The following is a 17,119-nucleotide window of genomic DNA, read 5'->3' as shown; positions in this document are numbered from 1 at the left end:
GTCTATGTTCAACACCTTAAATCTGATTTTTAAATCCTGGGTTATTGAGCAGTTCAAAGTGCAAAAGCTTGCTTATGAGCGCGAGCGCAATACGCCTGCTTCCCGCACAGGAAATCTCATACTCGGGTTGTGGTTTACCTTTGCGTTTGTGTGCCTCAAGCCGCAGATTGCCGGCGTGCCTGCATGGCGTTTACCTCTGATTTACTATCCGCACATCAATTTTGCTTCCCCTTCGTTGCTGGATCCTGTGCGTTTTGCGCTGCAGAGCCTGTGGCTGCTCTGTGTTAGGCCGCAATCGCCGGGCCATCTTAAAGCCCAGCTGCAGGCGGGCACCAAACAGCTGATCCGCCGTGTGAAAGGCATTTTCTATTTACCCTTGGGGCGCATTGCCAGCCTTATTGAATGGCTGGAAAAAAAAGCGACCGACGCCGACACGGAAGATCTTAAAGCGGTATTGAAAGAAACCAAAACCGGGCGGATGATCAATGTTCTGCTGCTGATAGCAGTGGTCTCACTTGCCATGATCTGTTTTACCGTGCCGTTCGGGTTGGAAGCCCAGATGGTGTTTGTTCTGTTGTTGTGGGCGCTGGCCATGATGTGCCGGCGAATGTCAGGCCATTTTCCGACCTTGCTGTTGATCATCCTGTCGGTCACAGCTTCGTGCCGCTATCTGTGGTGGCGCTATTCTTCCACGCTGAACTGGGACGATCCACTGGCGTTCATACTGGGCGTTTTACTGTTACTGGCAGAAACTTACTCTTGGATCGTGCTGATTTTAGGCTACTTTCAGAATATCTGGCCGCTGAACAGAAAACCGGTTGCACTGCCACCAGAGCCAAAAGTTTGGCCTACAATTGACATAATGATACCGACTTATAATGAAGATCTGGACGTTGTGCGTGCCACTGTGTACGCCTCTCTGGGCGTCGACTGGCCAAAGGATAAGCTGAATATTTATATTCTGGATGATGGTAAGCGAGACAGTTTTCGCGATTTTGCCCAGGAAGTTGGCGTGCATTATCTGCGACGGCCAACGAACGAGCACGCCAAAGCGGGCAACATTAACTATGCCCTGCAGCGCTCACAGGGAGAATTTGTGGCCATCTTTGACTGTGACCACATTCCGGCCAGAGCCTTTTTTCAGCTGACAATGGGCCTGTTCCTGAAAGATCCGAAACTGGCGTTGATTCAGACACCACACCACTTTTTCTCGCCGGATCCGTTTGAGCGTAATCTGGCCAATTTTCGCGATGTGCCCAACGAAGGCAACTTGTTTTACGGCCTGATTCAGGACGGTAACGATCTGTGGGATGCCACTTTCTTTTGCGGCTCATGCGCCGTTCTGCGCCGAGGGCCACTGGAAGAAGTCGGTGGCATAGCGGTGGAGACAGTCACTGAAGACGCGCATACCTCACTGCGGATGCACCGTCTGGGCTATCACTCGGCGTATCTGAAACAACCGATTTCAGCCGGTCTGGCAACGGAAACCCTGTCGGCGCATGTCGGCCAGCGAATCCGCTGGGCCAGGGGCATGGCGCAGATTTTCCGGGTGGATAATCCGCTGACCGGCAAAGGACTCAAGCTGTCCCAGCGGCTGTGTTATGCCAATGCCATGCTGCATTTTTTGTCGGGCATTCCCAGGATCATTTTCCTGACCGCGCCACTGGCGTTCTTATTGCTGCACAGCTTCATTATTTATGCACCGGCGCTGGCGATCATTCTGTACGTGTTACCGCACATGGTGCATGCCAGCATGACCAACTCGCGGATGCAGGGGGAATTTCGCTATTCATTCTGGGGCGAAGTGTATGAAACCGTTCTGGCCTGGTATATCGCGCGCCCGACCACAGTGGCACTGTTTGCCCCGCATAAAGGGCAATTCAATGTCACCGCCAAGGGCGGGCTGGTTAAAGAATCCCATTATGACTGGGTGATTTCCCGGCCCTATCTGGTGCTGGTATTGCTGAATGTGGTTGGGCTCGGCATGGGCCTGTACCGGTTGGGATGGGGGCCGGAGAACGAAGTGGCCACTGTGCTGGTGAATATTGTCTGGACCCTCTACAACCTGCTGATCCTCGGCGCGGCAGTGGCGGTGGCTGTTGAAGCCAAGCAAATACGCCGTGATCACCGGGTTGACGTTTCTATGCCGGTGGCGGTGAGACTCAGATCCGGACACCTGCTGCAGGCTGAAATGAAAGATTTCTCGCTCAGTGGCTTGCGAGTCCAGCTGGGTGAGCAGGACAGTGAGCGTCTGGATGTTCAGGTGAATCAGATACTGGAGGTGGTGCTGAGTCGCGGTCTGCAATCCTATGTATTTCCGGCAACCATCGCCTTTAGCGGCAAAGGTATGCTGGGGCTGCAGCTCAGTGAGCTCAGCACGCAGCAGCAAATTCAGTACGTGCAATGTACATTTGCCAGAGCAGACATCTGGGCGAAGTGGCAGCAGTCTTATCAGTCTGATAAGCCCATGTCGAGTATGAAATCTGTGCTGCAGGTCGGCTGGAACGGATACCGCCGCCTTATTCAGCACAGCCCGGCACCAGTTGCTGCGCTGGCACAGGGTGTTTCACTCTTTGGTGGCCTGATTTGGTCACTGAGACCACGTAATGTCCCCAACAGGGCTTAAAAAATGAAAATCAATAAAACAATAAAAACAACGGTTGCCATACTCAGCAGTCTGGGTACGGCGGCAATGGCCAGTGCGCAGGCCACGGCAGTTAACACCGATTCAGCGGGAGTCACGACACCTTCACATATTCACTCGCCTATTATCCAGCGAGATCTGCCCTTCTCACAATTGGGCTTTAATGGCTCTATCGGTATTTACGGCAGTGAAGCCAACGCCAATGTCGGTTTTGGATCGCGTCTGGATGAGGTGATAGCCAAAGCCAACCTGCATTTTGATGTCACGTCATCCCCGGCGCTGCTGGCACTGGTGTCTCACATCAAGGTGTACCTCAACAATGAGCTGATGGGGGTCGTGCCGGTCACAGATGGCCAGCAGGGCAAAAAAAGCAGCGTGTCTATGCCGCTGGACTCACGTTATTTCAGTAACTATAACCAGATCCGGTTTGAGCTGATTGGTAACACCCATAAAACCTGCTCTAACCCCAATGATGCCAGTATCTGGGCGGAGATCAGCCAGAGCAGCCGGGTCGAACTGTTTGTGCAGAAAACCCGGCTTGAAAGCGATTTGAGTGTATTGCCGGCGCCATTTTTTGATCCCCGTGATTTTGGCAGGTTAACCCTGCCGGTCATTATGGGGGCTGACTATGATCTGGCGGAGATAAAAGCGGCGGGCGTGTTGGCGTCTCATTTTGGTGCGCTGTCGGGGTGGCGGGGAGCGCAATTTTCGCTCTTGTTCGATCAACTGCCAGAGCAGCATGCTGTGGTGTTTGTCACTAATGACAATAAACCCGATTTTCTGCGTGACTTCCCGGATGCCGACGGGCCGTATTTACAGGTGATCACCCATCCGACCAACCCTTATGTAAAGCTGCTGCTGGTGCAGGGGCGCGACAGTCAGGATCTCAATACCGCGGTTCAGGGGCTGGCACTGGGTACCCAGTTGTTAACCGGGCCAATGGCGAAGATCAATCAGGTGCTTCAGGTCAAACAGCGCGTCCCTTATGACGCGCCCAACTGGGTTGATACCTCAAGGCCCGTGGCGTTCACCGAGCTGGTGGAACAGCGCAGTCAGTTGCAGGTGGAAGGCCGCACCCCGCCACCGGTACGGTTGAGTTTTCAGCTGCCGCCGGATTTGTTCACCTGGCAGAGCCGCGGTATTGCTATGGATCTGCACTACCGTTATTCGCCGCCAATGAAAGATAACTCTGGCTCTCGGCTGACTCTGGGGATCAACGATGAGTTTGTCGAAGCGTTCAACCTGACAACAGCCGGTCAGGGTGGTGAATCCAAGCGTGTCCGGGTGCCATTACTGGATGACGGTTTGCTGGGCGGCAGTGACCGGGTACGGATTCCGGCGTTTAAAGTGGGCAGTAAAAATTTCATCGATTTCGAATTCGGCTTTGCCTCTGTCACGGAGGGGAATTGCCAGATCACTCAGCCGAGCAAACAGTATGCCGTGGTTGACGGCGACTCGACCATTGATTTCAGTGGCTTCCCGCATTATATCCAGATGCCGAACCTGCGCTCCTTTGCAACCTCCGGGTTCCCGTTTACCCGCATGGCAGACTTGTCGGACACGGCAGTGGTTCTGCCCGCCTCTTCGTCAGTTGAAGCGCTGCAAACCTTTTTGAATGTCATGGGCCGGTTGGGTGCGGATGTCGGTTACCCGGCTATCAAGGTCACGGTGACAGACCAGTGGGACAGTGCGACGCTGAAAGGCAAGGATATCCTGAGCATAGGTGTGGCACAGGAACTCACTCAGGCGATTGGCGAACCGGATCAGGTGAATCTGGTTCTGCAGTCCGGGTTGCGCCAGATCCGCCTGCCGGGCCGCAACGAAACCTTATCAGGCATGAACTGGCTGGGCAGGGCGTCTGACAATCCGGAGGCTGTCGATCTGGTGTCGGTCAATGCCAGCGGCAAGTTTGCCGCCATCACAGGCGTGGAATCTCCGTTCACCAAGAAGCGCAGTCTGGTTGCGATCATGGCTGCCAGTCCGCAGGCATTCAGCCTGGTGGATAATGCCATCATTGATTCGGGGAAAGTGGAGCACATGTCAGGCTCTGTGGTGATCCTGCGTGATCAGGAAGTGGCCAGTTATAACGTCGGCCAGCATTATTTTGTCGGCCAGTTGCCGGTGCTGAAATTGATCTGGTATCACTTCTCCAATCACCCTGTGCTTGTCGCCAGCCTGGCGGTGTTGCTGGTGGTGATTGTCACTGTCTTCCTGTGGCGGGTGCTGCGGAAAATTGCCGCCAGAAGACTGGCACGCAGCGGGGAAGAGGCATGAAAAGCCTGATAATTGTGCTGAGTCTGCTGTTCAGTTCCCACAGCCTGGCAAACCGCTGTGAATGGCCGCAATGGCAAGAGTTTAAATCGGCTTACCTGAACGATGGCCGTGTGATCGATGGCAGTGACGAGCGCCGGATCACCACATCCGAAGGTCAGTCGTACGGCTTGTTCTTTGCCCTGATAGCCAATGACAAACCGGCCTTTGCCGCCATGCTGGACTGGACGCAAAGCCAGCTGGCAGAAGGCGATCTGACGGCGCGCTTGCCGGCCTGGCTGTGGGGAAAACAGCCATCGGGACGCTGGGGCGTGCTGGATGATAATCCGGCCTCAGATTCAGATCTCTGGATTGCGTACACGCTGGCAGAAGCGGGCCGCCTCTGGAATAACCATTACTACCAGTCGCTGGGCCATTTGATGGCCAGCCGGATATTGCGTGAAGAAACCGTGGATATCGACGGCCTGGGCACTGTGCTGCTGCCGGGTTCGTTGGGTTTTGAGCTGGAGAACGGTCAGTATCGGGTCAATCCGAGTTACCTGCCGCTGCAACTGATTGCCCGGATGGCACACCTTTACCCGCAATACCGCTGGACGTCGCTGTACCGCACCAGCCTTGCCATGATTCTGGGCACTATGCCTGCAGGTTTCAGTCCGGACTGGGCCACGCTGGCCAATGGCCGTTATAGCGCAGATCAGCAAACCGGGCCGGTGGGCAGCTATAACGCCATTCGTACCTATTTATGGGCAGGCATGCTCAGCGAAGATTCGAAAGATAAAACGACACTGGTGAAGGCAATGCAGCCCATGGTGGCGGCTACTGCGGCTTTGTCGGCCCCGCCACGCACGGTGAACACTCAGTCGGGCCAGTATCAGGAGCAGGGCAGTGCCGGATTTTCTGCCGCCATGCTGCCCTTGCTGGCCGCGTCAGGTGAAACCGAGCTGTTGCAGGCTCAGGCCGGGCGGGCAGCCAAGCACCTCATCAGAAACCAGGACGATCATTATTACGACAATGTGCTGGCGCTGTTTGGCGAAGGCTGGCACCAGCAACGTTATCGCTTCGGCGTACAGGGTGAACTGGAGCCAGCATGGGAAAAGGGATGTCAGTAACTGTTTCGCTAAACGCAAGTATTCTGATTGCACTGGGTCTCAGCGCCGGGTCAATCAGCCTGTCCGCTTACGCCGGTATTGTGCCGGCAACACCCCTGACACCGCAGCAGCTTGAGCAGGTCTATCAGCCGGCAGACGCGGTGACCACATTTTCCGCCGTGCCATCAGATAACAGTTCGGAGGCGTTTCTGGTTAATCAGATTGAGCTGGCCACGGCGTTAGGTCGCGATGATATCGTTGAGAGTGCGCTGGAGCGATTACTGGCGATTGACAGCCAGCACCCGGACGGGCTGTATTACCAGGCACGGCTGCTGATCAAACAAAACCAGCTTCAGCAGGCGCAGGAAGTCCGAAGTCAGTTAAGAGCCAGCTCGCCGCAGTCGGTGCAGCTCAAGGCGCTGAATGATCTGATTGCCATTAACGGCCGCAAAAAAGCCGACTTGCAGCAAGCCAGATTACTGGTGCGCGCCGGTCGTTATGAGCAAGCGTTGAAAGCCTATGATGCGCTGTTCCCCAATGGGATGCCCTCGGCCGAGTTGCAGCTGGAATACCTGCAGGCTGAAAGCAGTCTCAGTGAACGCTGGGAAAGCGTGAAGCAGGGGCTGGAGCAGCTCAATGCCGCGTATCCCGGCGTGCCTTCCTTTCAGCTGGCGCTGGCAAACCATATTCGCCGTCGCGATGCTGCCGATCCCTGGATTCTGGCGACTTACCGCCAGCTGGCACTGCGTTCGGATATCGGCACAGTGGCCGCCAATGCCTGGTTGCGCGCGCTGGATCAGCAGCCGATATCGGCAGAAGTGGCCGAACAGTACGCCATTGTCGCCAGCTATTTTCCGTCTGATACCGCTATCAATCGCGCCAACCGCAATGCGCAGGCTCGCTGGGAAACTGAGCAGACGCTGCGCAAAGATCCCACCTATCTGGCCAAACTACAGGGGCTGGCGCTGATAGAGCAAGGGACATACCCGCAAGCCAAAAAACAACTGGAATACGCTTTAACCACGCGCCCGGACGATCCTGACATTCTGGGCGGCCTCGGCATGGTGTACCTGCGCCAGGGGCAGCAGGGTACAGCACTGGATTACTTCCGACAGGCGCAGCAGCTCGACGATGATCCCGACAATGTCAGTAAGTGGCAGTCGCTGGTGGAAGCCTCTTCTTACTGGGCGTATCTGGATGAAGGTGATGCGCTGAGACAAAAAGGCCAACTGAATCAGGCAGCGCGCGCGTATCAGAAAGCCATGCCAGTGAATGCCGCTGAACCCTATGCCTACCTCAAACTGGCAGAACTGTATCAGCAGCAGCAGAAATTTGCTGATGCTGAACAGGCTTACCGGCAAGCTTTGCAGCGTGATCCCGGTAATGCGCAGATCGTACGCGGCCTGGTGAATCTGACACTGGAAAGCCAGGGGCTGGCGGCGGCGATTACCTTTGCAGAGCAGTTGCCCCCGGCCCAGCGGCGGCAAATTCGCGGCACCTTACTGGAGATGAAAACCCAGTTAGTGGTGCAACAGCTGAGCAGCGCGCTGGCTGAGAATGACACTCAGGCTGCAGAGCAATTTGCCAAACAATTACTCCAACTGGATCCTTCCTCCCCCTGGCAGCGTCGCGATATTGCCGATGCTTTAGTCGCTGCCGGGCAGCGCAACCGGGCTGACGCTCTGATGCAGCAATGGGCCGCCGGCAGCCGCGATCCGGAGATGCAGTTCGCCTACGCCTTATACCTGAGTCAGGCCGGTCGGGACGATGAGGCCATTGCCGTGCTGTCTCGTGTGCCTGCTGCCCGACGCAGTGAGGCCATGCAGGGTAATTTGCTGCGGCTGCGCCTTGATCAGTCACTGGCTGATCTGCCTGCCCGCTATCAGGCCAACCCGGATGCCGTGCGCCAGCAGCTGCATGCGCTGGCGCAGCAATATGCCAGTCAGCCAGCCGTGCTGGCGCGGCTGGCCATGAGCTGGTCCGGTTTAGGTGAACGCCAGCAGGCTGAGAAAATCTACCGCCAGTTAACCCCGAGTGACAACTGGCCGGAAAACGCCCGGCTTGGCTATGGTGAGCTGATGATTGAGCTGGCGCACTTCAGCGCCTTTGATCTGTGGCTGGCGCAGCAGGGACAGGCGCGTGTCAACGGGGAGCAGGACGCCGTATCGCGTACCGAACTGGATACCCTCAATACCCGGCGCTTGCTGGCAGAAGCGGCGATCCTGACTGAACAGCGGCAGTTTCGCCGGGCGCAGGCGCTTTATCAGAATGTGCTCAGCGACGCTAAACCCGTCCCCGAGCCTTACCGCACCGATGCCCGGCTCGGCGTGTTACAAACCAGTGCCGCACTGGGCGATGGGGCTGTCTATCAGCCGGTGTCTGAGCAGCTTTATGCCAGCCGCTCCCTGCTGACGGCCAGACAATTAATGGCCGCCGCCCCTGTGATGAACCGTCAGGGCGAAGATGACAAAGCCCGTGAACTGAACCGCTTACTGAGCCAGCGGCCAGACGCGGATGCGATGGATTACCGTAACAGCATGGCCCTGGCGATGGATAATCAGCAGTGGGCGCTGGCCGAGCAGCGAGGTTATCAGGCACTGAATGCGGATCGCAGCGAAAAAAGCGCGGATGGACAGGTGGTGCAGGCCCAACCACCCGATTTACGGATACTGTATCAAGAGGCTGAGGATTACTGGCTGACCCGTAATGTTAAAGCTGACATCGACCGTCTGCGCGATCGCAGCGACGGCCACCTCATCATCGGCTGGGATTACAGCGCCCGTGACGGGGAAAACAAGGCCAGTCAGGTGCCGATCGAAGCGCGGATCCCACTCGAACAATGGGACGGCCATCTGATCATGCGGGCCGATTATGTCTCACTCGACTCCGGCGATCTGGACTATTACGACAAGTTTGACGATTCCAATGCGCAGTACGAGGTGCTGCGCGCCCGTGACACCGGGCTGGCCTTTGGCATCGGCTGGCAGGCGGACAACTGGCAGGCCGATATCGGCACCACACCGCTGGGTTTTGCCCAGTCAACCTGGGTGGGCGGCGTCACGCTTGAAGGGGACATCGGCGATTTCGGTGTGTCCGGCACCTTGTCACGCCGGCCGGAAACCAGCAGCGTGCTGTCGTATGCCGGGATGAGTGTGCCGGGATCTGCTCCGGTTGATGATGATCCCCCGGTGACAACCAAGGTTGACCCAGCCGGGACACTCTGGGGCGGTGTGGTCAGCACAGGTGTCAAACTCAATGCCAGCTGGGACATTGGCGGCCCGTACGGGTTCTGGAGCAGTGTGCAACATCATCTGATCACCGGCGAAAAGGTGGCCGACAACACCCGGCTGGCCCTGCTGGGCGGCGGGTATTACAAACTGATTGCCACCGATGATCAGCGTTTAAGTATCGGCACCAATCTGCTGTATTTTGACTACGATAAAAACCTGAGCGAGTACACACTGGGCAGCGGCGGCTATTACAGCCCGCAGCGCTATGTGTCGCTGTCGCTGCCGGTGAATTATTATGGCCGCTACAACAGCAGCTGGTCTTATCTGGTCAGCGCTTCTGTGTCCAATTCCTGGTCGCGAGAAGATGCGCCCTATCAGTCGGACGGTGAATCAGATAAAGGTGGCGGTTTTGGTTATTCACTGGAAGGCGCACTGGAAAAGCGGGTCAGCAGTCGCTGGTATGTCGGGGTCGCCGTGGACTTGCAGCGCTCTGATTTTTACGAGCCAAACCATTTTATGCTGTATACCCGATTTACCTTCAATGATCGCTGGCAACCGATCGATTACCCGCCTTCAGTGCCCCGCCTGTACAGCGATTTTGACTGATACGCGCAACCGTCACTGACATCGCAACAAATAACAACAGGCGCAAGCAGATGCGCCTGTTGGTCAAGGGCTTATTCCCTGTTACTCATCCGGTGTGCAGACCCGGATTCTGTGCCCGTCAGGATCCAGTGCCACAAAAGTCAGGCCGAATACCGCGTCATGCAAAGGCTGCTCAATCACGACACCGGCATTCTGCCATTGGTCATACAGCGCCCTGACCTGCTCGTCATCCGGCACCATAAACGCGAATTCACTGCGGTGGCCCTCACCGCCGGAAACAAAATTGCGCGCCTGTTCCGACCACAAGCTCAGATTAAAACCGTTTTCAAACTCATACGCTACGTAAGTCGGGTGCGCCGCCACAGGCTCACGGCCAAGCAGGCGGCTATAGAAATCTGCGCTTGTTTCCGGGTTTTTCACATACAGCAGCAACAGGTTAGGTGTCATTCTCTCTTTCCTCTGTGAGTTAATCGTCTGTGTGTACAGCGCTGAGATTAGCGCGTGACACTGTCAGAAAGTGGCAGTATCCTTTTGCATATGCGTACCGAACGATTACTCCAGCTACTCCAGATTCTTCGTCAGCACCGTCAGCCTGTCAGCGGACAGCGGCTGGCCGACGAGTTGAACATCAGCATTCGCACCCTGTACCGGGATATCGCCACACTGCAGGCCCAGGGGGCGCAGATCGACGGCGAACCCGGCATGGGCTATGTGCTGAAGCCCGGATTTTTCCTGCCACCGTTAATGCTCACTGAAGCTGAAATCAGCGCCATCATGCTGGGCGTCCGCTGGGTCTCGGCCTTTGGCGATGTGCCGATGGCCAGCGCCGCCGACTCCGCGCTGGCGAAAGTCACCGCCGTGCTCCCCGCCGATCTGGTGCAGGGCGCCAATGAGGTGCCGCTGCGCGTCGGCTCGCCGGCTGAGCTTGCCACTGAAGATCTCACCCTGTTCAGAAAGGCCATCCGGCTGGAAAGAAAACTCGCCATCCGTTATCGCGCCGCCGATGGGAAAGAGAGTAACCGGGTGATCTGGCCGTTTGCGATCGGCTATTTCGCCCAGGGCAGGATACTCGCCGCCTGGTGCGAACAGCGGCAGGATTTTCGCCACTTCCGCACGGAGTGGGTTGCGGATGCTTTGATGATGGATCAGAGGTATCCGAGGCGGCGTCATGCGTTGTTTCGGGAGTGGCGGGGGAAGGAGTTAAGACTGCGTCAGGGCTAGGGTGCACAAAGGTACGGCTGGGGATTTTGGTACGGGGGAGGTATGTCGCGCTTGAGTCTGGTGGTTCTTTTGGCATGGTGCGATGCGCGCCAGGTACTCTTTTGAGGCAAAAAGAGTACCCAGAAATGCCTTGTTGTTCTTTGGTGTGGTCCGGGCCGGTTGTAGGCGCTCCCGGCGCCGACAACCTAAAAATTCGTCCTGAATTTTTCCCTGAGGGAGTGGGTTTCTTTTTGCTTTTTGGTGTGTTGTAGCTGGTGGATTTTGGTACGGCTGAGGTATGTCGCGCTTGAGTCTGGTGGTTCTCTTGGCATGGTGCGATGCGCGCCAGTGACTCTTTGCTGGCACAAATGTATGGTCCGCCCCGTTTTTGCAACTACAATTTTAACGGGAGTGGTTTGCGCTAATGTTGTCCGGGTCGGTTGTAGGCGCTCCCTGCGCCGACAACCTAAAAATTCGTCCTGAATTTTTCCCTGAGGGAAGTGGGATAATCTGATTTTGGCCAATTTCACATTAGAGTCGAGGCTCGAAGTTGTCTTCTTGAATTTAGGCAAAGTGAAGTTGACGGTATGTTTGGTCGAGAGTCATTTCAATTAGAGTGTGCCCCTATTCTTTTAATGGTTCACTATGATCTTTCACTGACTCGCTGAACATAGTCCGCAGTCAAATCATCAAGTTTCTTTTGAGCTATACTTATTGATTTTTCTGACTGCAAGGGGCAACTCAAAACAGCATTGCAGGCTCGTACCTGAAGCCTCCAAGCGACCCAATTAAAAAACAGTGAACCTAAAAATCGCGCGGAGGACACCAATTTAGTAAATACTACGGTTGCCATAGTCGCAATCGCAGAAACCGTAGCATCAGTAATATACGGCTTCCAAGGAGAATCATCCCCAAGTCCAGCTGACCAAGTGAGTAGAATGAAAGTTAAAAAACCAGTAAACGGTGCACCCAGTATTAGATCGCTTTTTGTGATTGGAGGTTTTCTACTAGCCAAGTCAGAGCCCCTTCTCTTTCTTTAACTGTAGATATAGCGGGTCGTCCTGACGCAAGTACACAGTCTTGCTTTTTGTTTCCCCGTCTTTGGAGACGAACTTAATTCTTATCCCCTTTAGGGATAACAAATAAGAAAAAAGTGGTTTAAGGATAAAGAGCAGTACTATTAACGAGTATACTCCCAGATAAATCAGAACATCTTGCATTGTTCCATCTGCTCCCCTTCATAGTGTTCTATGCTCGTTACAACATAGGTCGTACTAGCTCGTGCAGTCAGGCTTTTTCTGCATTTTTTCCAAGAAACCGAGAGCTTCATTACATCATCACGTGCAAATCGTTCTTCGTTTGCAGCTACACTAGACCAAAACTGCTCATCATCGATAGTTCCATTGAAAGTGTCACTTGGCTTCTCGATCGATATGAATTTCCATGCTTTTTGAGGATTGTAGGACAAGTCTTCTACGCGATAGAAGCCTGTAAAATTCCCGTCCTCAACCACATAGAAATGTTCGCGCTTCTGCGTTAAGTTAACCGCTGCATCTTTATTTACTTCAATGTCAGAAAACGATGATGTACAGCTTTGTATGGTTAACTTGTCGATTCCCTCAAGAGCTAATGGCTTTGCTAACTCACTAATGGCTTTTCGAACCTTGGAATTTGTAATGAGAGAGCACACCAGCTCATCAGCTACGATGTTTTTATCACCAAGTTCTACTTCAAATCCGTCCTTGCCTTCCTTGATTACGATTTCAGGAATACTCGTATCAATACGGAGTAATATATGAACTGCTTTGGATATGGCCTGAGTAACACGTAACTGAATTGAGCATCCATCAGTCTCAATCTGAGCTTCATTCTGAGATGTCACTAACTTTTGGAGCCACTTTAATGACCCTTTATCAAAGCCTCCCTCGATGTAAGTACCAGTCTCAACCTTACAGTTATAGACCCTATTAGCTTCTTTGAAAGCTTCTGTGCATAACGCATCAAAAGCTTTTACACTGCTTGCGACCAATAGCGATGGCATGAGGTGAGACTTTATATCTTCACCGTTACCGTCGTAGTGCACTTGAATAGAGTCTTGTAGTTTCATAGCTTTATTGTCATTTTCGAGAGTTAGGAAATACTAAGGTATCAACCTGAAAATACAAAGAGAAATTGTAAACTTCCCCCAACCTCATGGAAAAATTCAGGACGAATTTTTAGGTTGTCGGCGCCAGGAGCGACTACAACCGTCCCGGGCCACATCAAAGAACCCAAAGGGCTTTTCTGGGCACTCTTTGGCCCCACAAAGAGTGTCTGGCGCGCGTCACACCATGCCGAGAGATGCACCGATCTCAGCGCGACATACTCACCCAGCCTTAAAAATCGCACTCGCTGTGTGGATTCCCGCCTGTCGCGGGAATGACGGTTTGAGAATGTACATTGATGGTACAAAATCAGGGAAAAATTCAGGACGAATTTTTAGGTTGTCGGCGCCGGGAGCGCCTACAACCGTCCCGGCCCACACCAAAGAACAAAAGGGCTTTTCTGGGCACTCTTTGGCCCAACAAAGAGTGTCTGGCGCGCATCACACCATGCCGAGAGAAGCACCGAACTCAAGCGCGACATACTCACCCAGCCTTAAAAATCGCACTCGCTGTATGAATTCCCGCCAGCCCTGCACAGGGCAATCCCCCTTACTGACATCACACTTTTTATCATCTATTTAACATCCTAACTCACTGATAAAAAACAAAACACACCCAAATGTTACGCGTGTGTTACGTTCGGGTTTCCTTTTGTTACAGTGCGCTTTTCTTGCTTGGGTAGACTCTAACCAACTGGCGATCTGTACCCTACACGCCAGTCATCACCCTTATAAACAAGGAAGAGCATAATAATGACAAAGCAACGTACCTTTACTCTGAAAAAATCGCTGATCGCTATGACATTCGCGGCAGCCAGTTCCGTGGCGAATGCCGGTGAAGTGGAAGTACTGCACTGGTGGACGTCTGGCGGTGAGGCCAAATCGGCCGCTGTGCTGAAACAAATGCTGGAACAGCAGGGCGACAGCTGGAAAGACTTCGCTGTGGCTGGTGGCGGCGGTGAGAGTGCGATGACAGTACTGAAAACCCGTGCCGTGTCGGGCAATCCGCCGTCTGCGGCGCAAATCAAAGGTCACGATATTCAGGAGTGGGGCGATCTGGGTTTTCTGACCTCGCTGGATGATGTGGCAGAAGCTGGTCAATGGGACAAGGTGCTGCCAGCCGTGGTGACCAAAGTCATGAAGTATAACGGCGACTACGTGGCTGTGCCGGTGAATGTGCACCGTGTGAACTGGCTGTGGGCCAACCCTGAAGTGTTCAAGAAAGCTGGTGCGACAGTGCCTGCCAACATGGACGAGTTTTTTGCCGCGGCCGAGAAGATCAAAGCTGCAGGTTTTGTGCCTCTGGCGCACGGCGGTCAGCCCTGGCAGGACGCAACGCTGTTTGAAGCGATTGCGCTGGATGTTTTAGGTTCGCAAGACTATAACAAGGCGTTTGTTGATCTGGATATGGACGTGCTGTCCGGTCCGAAAATGGTCGAAACCTTCGCGACCTTCCAGCGGATGCATGACTACATCGACGAGAACTCGCCGGGTCGTGACTGGAATATCGCCACCTCCATGGTGATCAATGGCGAGGCTGCCATGCAGATTATGGGTGACTGGGCGAAAGGTGAATTTGCGGCGGCCGGTAAACAGCCGGGCAAAGATTACATCTGCGCACCCGCGCCGGGCACAGCAAACCAGTTTACCTTCAACATTGACAGCTTTGCCTTCTTCAAACTGAGCAACAAAGACAACGAAGAGGCCCAGAAACATCTGGCCAAAACCATTTTGAATAAAGACTTCCAGGAAGTGTTTAACCTCAATAAAGGCTCGATCCCGGTGCGACTGGACATGAACATGGACAAGTTCGACAAGTGTGCGCTGGATTCAATGGCCACCTTCAAAGCCTCGGCGCAAACGGGCGATCTGGTGCCAAGTATGGCCCACGGTCTGGCCACCACCAGCTATGTGCAGGGTGCGGTCTATGATGTGGTGACCAACTTCTTCAACGATACATCTGCCGATCCGAAACAAGCCGCGCAACAGCTGGCTCGTGCAGTCAAAGCAGCCATGTAACCCTGTCGGCGGGCTGAAGTTCAGTCCGCCGAATCACCTATGCTTTTTACCTCTGCGGTGAATGAATCCGACGATTCATGCCCGGGCATGCGTGTGCCTGAGAGGTGATATTGAGACGAAACCAGAATCAAGGACGCACTATGGAGCAAACCTTGTCGCTCACCAAACAGAAAGCGGCCCGGCCCAGCCTGGCGGACAGATTACAGAAGTGGCTGCCGAAAATCGTGCTGGCCCCGACCATGCTGGTCACTGTGGTGTGTATTTATGGCTTTATGTTTTGGACCTTTTATCTGTCGCTGACCAACTCACGCTTTCTGCCCAGCTTTAATTTTGCCGGGCTGATGCAATACGAGAAGCTGATGGACAACGACCGTTGGATCACCTCGGTGACCAACCTTGGCATTTTTGGCCTGATGTTTATGCTGATTGCGATTGTACTGGGGGTCGGTCTGGCGATTTTGCTGGATCAGAATATCCGCCAGGAAGGCGCAATCCGGACCATTTATCTCTATCCCATGGCGCTGTCCTTCATTGTCACCGGTACGGCCTGGAAGTGGATTCTCAACCCGGGTCTGGGGATCGAAAAACTGATGCACGACTGGGGATTTACCGGCTTTGAATTTAACTGGCTGGTGGATCAGGACATGTCGGTATACACCCTGGTGATCGCTGCGGTGTGGCAGTCGTCGGGGTTTGTGATGGCCATGTTCCTGGCGGGCCTGCGCGGGATCGATTCTTCGATCATCAAAGCCGCCCAGATCGACGGGGCCAGCATGCCGACGATTTACTGGAAAATTGTCCTGCCATGCCTGCGTCCGGTCTTTTTCAGTGCGGTGATTATCACCTCGCACATTGCCATTAAGAGCTTCGATCTGGTCACCGCGCTGACCGCGGGTGGTCCGGGCTATTCGTCCGATTTGCCTGCACTCTTTATGTACGCGCATTCCTTTACCCGCGGACAGGTGGGTCTGGGTGCAGCCAGTGCCATCATGATGCTGGCGGGCGTTCTGGCGATTCTGGTGCCTTATCTCTATTCCGAATTGCGGGAGAAGAAATCATGAATAAGCATTTCACTCTGGGCCGGATGGCGATTTACAGCGGACTGCTCTTTTTCTGTGTCGTGTACCTGATGCCGCTGTTTGTGATGGTCATTACCTCGTTCAAAACCCTGCCCGATATTAAAAGCGGCAATCTGATGTCCTTGCCGCAGGAGTGGGTGGGCTATGCCTGGCATAAAGCCTGGTCCGGCGCCTGTACCGGCGTGAGCTGCGACGGTATCAAAGGCTATTTCTGGAATTCTTTCCAGATGGTGATCCCGGCGGTGGCGATTTCGACTCTGCTGGGGGCCTTTAATGGCTATGTGATCAGCAAGTGGCGTTTTCGCGGCTCTCAGCTGTTTTTCAGCTTGCTGCTGTTCGGCTGCTTTATTCCGTTTCAGGTCATTTTGTTACCCATGGCTGCCTTGCTGGGCATGCTGGGGCTGGCCAACACCACAGCCGGTCTGGTGACGGTTCACGTGATTTACGGTCTGGCGTTTACCACACTGTTTTTCCGTAACTTTTACGTTGGCGTACCCGATGAGCTGGTTAAAGCCGCCAAGCTGGACGGAGCCGGTTTCTTTACTATTTTCTTCCGTATTCTGCTGCCGCTGTCGACGCCTATCTTCATGGTGACAGTGATCTGGCAGTTCACCGCCATCTGGAACGATTTCCTGTTCGGCGTGGTGTATTCGGGGGCGGAAACCCAGCCGATCACGGTGGCGCTCAATAACCTGGTCAATACCAGCACCGGGGTGAAAGAGTACAACGTCGACATGGCCGCCGCCATTATTGCCGCATTGCCAACGCTTCTGGTGTACGTGCTGGCAGGGAAGTATTTTGTCCGCGGTCTGACCGCGGGATCAGTGAAAGGATAACAA

Annotated in this window: 10 protein-coding genes; 8 read left to right on the top strand and 2 right to left on the bottom strand. The window is 54.3% G+C overall.

Annotated elements, in window-relative coordinates; translation table 11 throughout:
• Positions 1–4 precede the first annotated feature (4 nt).
• From bcsA to Q4491_RS09555, 4 genes are read left to right on the top strand one after another with little or no spacing between them, the layout of a single operon-like run.
• Positions 5–2,626, top strand: coding sequence for a UDP-forming cellulose synthase catalytic subunit (bcsA, locus tag Q4491_RS09570; RefSeq protein WP_303456966.1), 2,622 nt, complete (start codon positions 5–7; stop codon positions 2,624–2,626).
• A gap of 3 nt (positions 2,627–2,629) precedes the next feature.
• Positions 2,630–4,918 (top strand): cellulose biosynthesis cyclic di-GMP-binding regulatory protein BcsB, encoded by a 2,289-nt coding sequence (gene bcsB, locus Q4491_RS09565; RefSeq protein ID WP_303456963.1) that lies wholly within the window; start codon positions 2,630–2,632, stop codon positions 4,916–4,918.
• Positions 4,915–6,024 (top strand): cellulose synthase complex periplasmic endoglucanase BcsZ, encoded by a 1,110-nt coding sequence (gene bcsZ / locus Q4491_RS09560; protein WP_303456960.1) that lies wholly within the window; start codon positions 4,915–4,917, stop codon positions 6,022–6,024. The genes bcsB and bcsZ overlap by 4 nt, the downstream gene beginning before the upstream one ends.
• The gene (locus Q4491_RS09555) at positions 6,015–9,839 is read left to right on the top strand and encodes a cellulose synthase subunit BcsC-related outer membrane protein (RefSeq protein WP_303456957.1); all 3,825 of its coding nucleotides are present in this window, start codon (positions 6,015–6,017) and stop codon (positions 9,837–9,839) included. The genes bcsZ and Q4491_RS09555 overlap by 10 nt, the downstream gene beginning before the upstream one ends.
• Positions 9,840–9,920: 81 nt before the next feature.
• On the opposite strand, the gene Q4491_RS09550 is transcribed toward Q4491_RS09555, so the two are convergent.
• The gene (locus Q4491_RS09550) at positions 9,921–10,286 is read right to left on the bottom strand and encodes a VOC family protein (protein WP_303456954.1); all 366 of its coding nucleotides are present in this window, start codon (positions 10,284–10,286) and stop codon (positions 9,921–9,923) included.
• A 90-nt stretch (positions 10,287–10,376) separates the two neighbouring features.
• Here Q4491_RS09550 and Q4491_RS09545 point away from each other — a divergent pair, with 90 nt between their 5' ends.
• Positions 10,377–11,060, top strand: coding sequence for a YafY family protein (locus tag Q4491_RS09545; RefSeq protein ID WP_303456951.1), 684 nt, complete (start codon positions 10,377–10,379; stop codon positions 11,058–11,060).
• Between the two features lie 1,183 nt (positions 11,061–12,243).
• Here the strand turns inward: Q4491_RS09545 and Q4491_RS09540 are convergent.
• Positions 12,244–13,146 (bottom strand): hypothetical protein, encoded by a 903-nt coding sequence (locus tag Q4491_RS09540; protein ID WP_303456948.1) that lies wholly within the window; start codon positions 13,144–13,146, stop codon positions 12,244–12,246.
• Positions 13,147–13,935: 789 nt separating this feature from the next.
• Between Q4491_RS09540 and Q4491_RS09535 the strand changes: the two genes are divergently transcribed.
• The 3 genes from Q4491_RS09535 to Q4491_RS09525 all read left to right on the top strand — a co-directional run bounded on the left by Q4491_RS09535 (position 13,936) and on the right by Q4491_RS09525 (position 17,116).
• Positions 13,936–15,201 (top strand): ABC transporter substrate-binding protein, encoded by a 1,266-nt coding sequence (locus Q4491_RS09535; RefSeq protein WP_303456945.1) that lies wholly within the window; start codon positions 13,936–13,938, stop codon positions 15,199–15,201.
• Positions 15,202–15,341: 140 nt separating this feature from the next.
• The gene (locus Q4491_RS09530; protein ID WP_120512530.1) at positions 15,342–16,262 is read left to right on the top strand and encodes a carbohydrate ABC transporter permease; all 921 of its coding nucleotides are present in this window, start codon (positions 15,342–15,344) and stop codon (positions 16,260–16,262) included.
• Positions 16,259–17,116, top strand: a complete 858-nt coding sequence (locus Q4491_RS09525) for a carbohydrate ABC transporter permease (RefSeq protein WP_161458743.1) — start codon at positions 16,259–16,261, stop codon at positions 17,114–17,116. The genes Q4491_RS09530 and Q4491_RS09525 overlap by 4 nt, the downstream gene beginning before the upstream one ends.
• The last annotated feature ends 3 nt before the right edge of the window (positions 17,117–17,119 follow it).

This window comes from Photobacterium sp. 2_MG-2023, assembly GCF_030547675.1.
GTDB classification, from domain to species: Bacteria; Pseudomonadota; Gammaproteobacteria; order Enterobacterales; family Vibrionaceae; genus Photobacterium; species Photobacterium arenosum.
The sequence above is the reverse complement of the archived record's forward strand: the minus strand, read 5'-3'. Positions and strand labels throughout refer to the sequence as shown.

Excerpts from the sequence above, each read along its gene's own strand:
- bcsA (WP_303456966.1), top strand. The coding sequence starts at position 5 with ATGTTCAACACCTTAAATCTGATTTTTAAATCCTGGGTTATTGAGCAG.
- Q4491_RS09525 (WP_161458743.1), top strand. The coding sequence starts at position 16,259 with ATGAATAAGCATTTCACTCTGGGCCGGATGGCGATTTACAGCGGACTG.
- bcsB (WP_303456963.1), top strand. The coding sequence starts at position 2,630 with ATGAAAATCAATAAAACAATAAAAACAACGGTTGCCATACTCAGCAGT.
- Q4491_RS09555 (WP_303456957.1), top strand. The coding sequence starts at position 6,015 with ATGTCAGTAACTGTTTCGCTAAACGCAAGTATTCTGATTGCACTGGGT.
- Q4491_RS09550 (WP_303456954.1), bottom strand. The coding sequence starts at position 10,286 with ATGACACCTAACCTGTTGCTGCTGTATGTGAAAAACCCGGAAACAAGC.
- bcsZ (WP_303456960.1), top strand. The coding sequence starts at position 4,915 with ATGAAAAGCCTGATAATTGTGCTGAGTCTGCTGTTCAGTTCCCACAGC.
- Q4491_RS09535 (WP_303456945.1), top strand. The coding sequence starts at position 13,936 with ATGACAAAGCAACGTACCTTTACTCTGAAAAAATCGCTGATCGCTATG.
- Q4491_RS09545 (WP_303456951.1), top strand. The coding sequence starts at position 10,377 with ATGCGTACCGAACGATTACTCCAGCTACTCCAGATTCTTCGTCAGCAC.
- Q4491_RS09540 (WP_303456948.1), bottom strand. The coding sequence starts at position 13,146 with ATGAAACTACAAGACTCTATTCAAGTGCACTACGACGGTAACGGTGAA.
- Q4491_RS09530 (WP_120512530.1), top strand. The coding sequence starts at position 15,342 with ATGGAGCAAACCTTGTCGCTCACCAAACAGAAAGCGGCCCGGCCCAGC.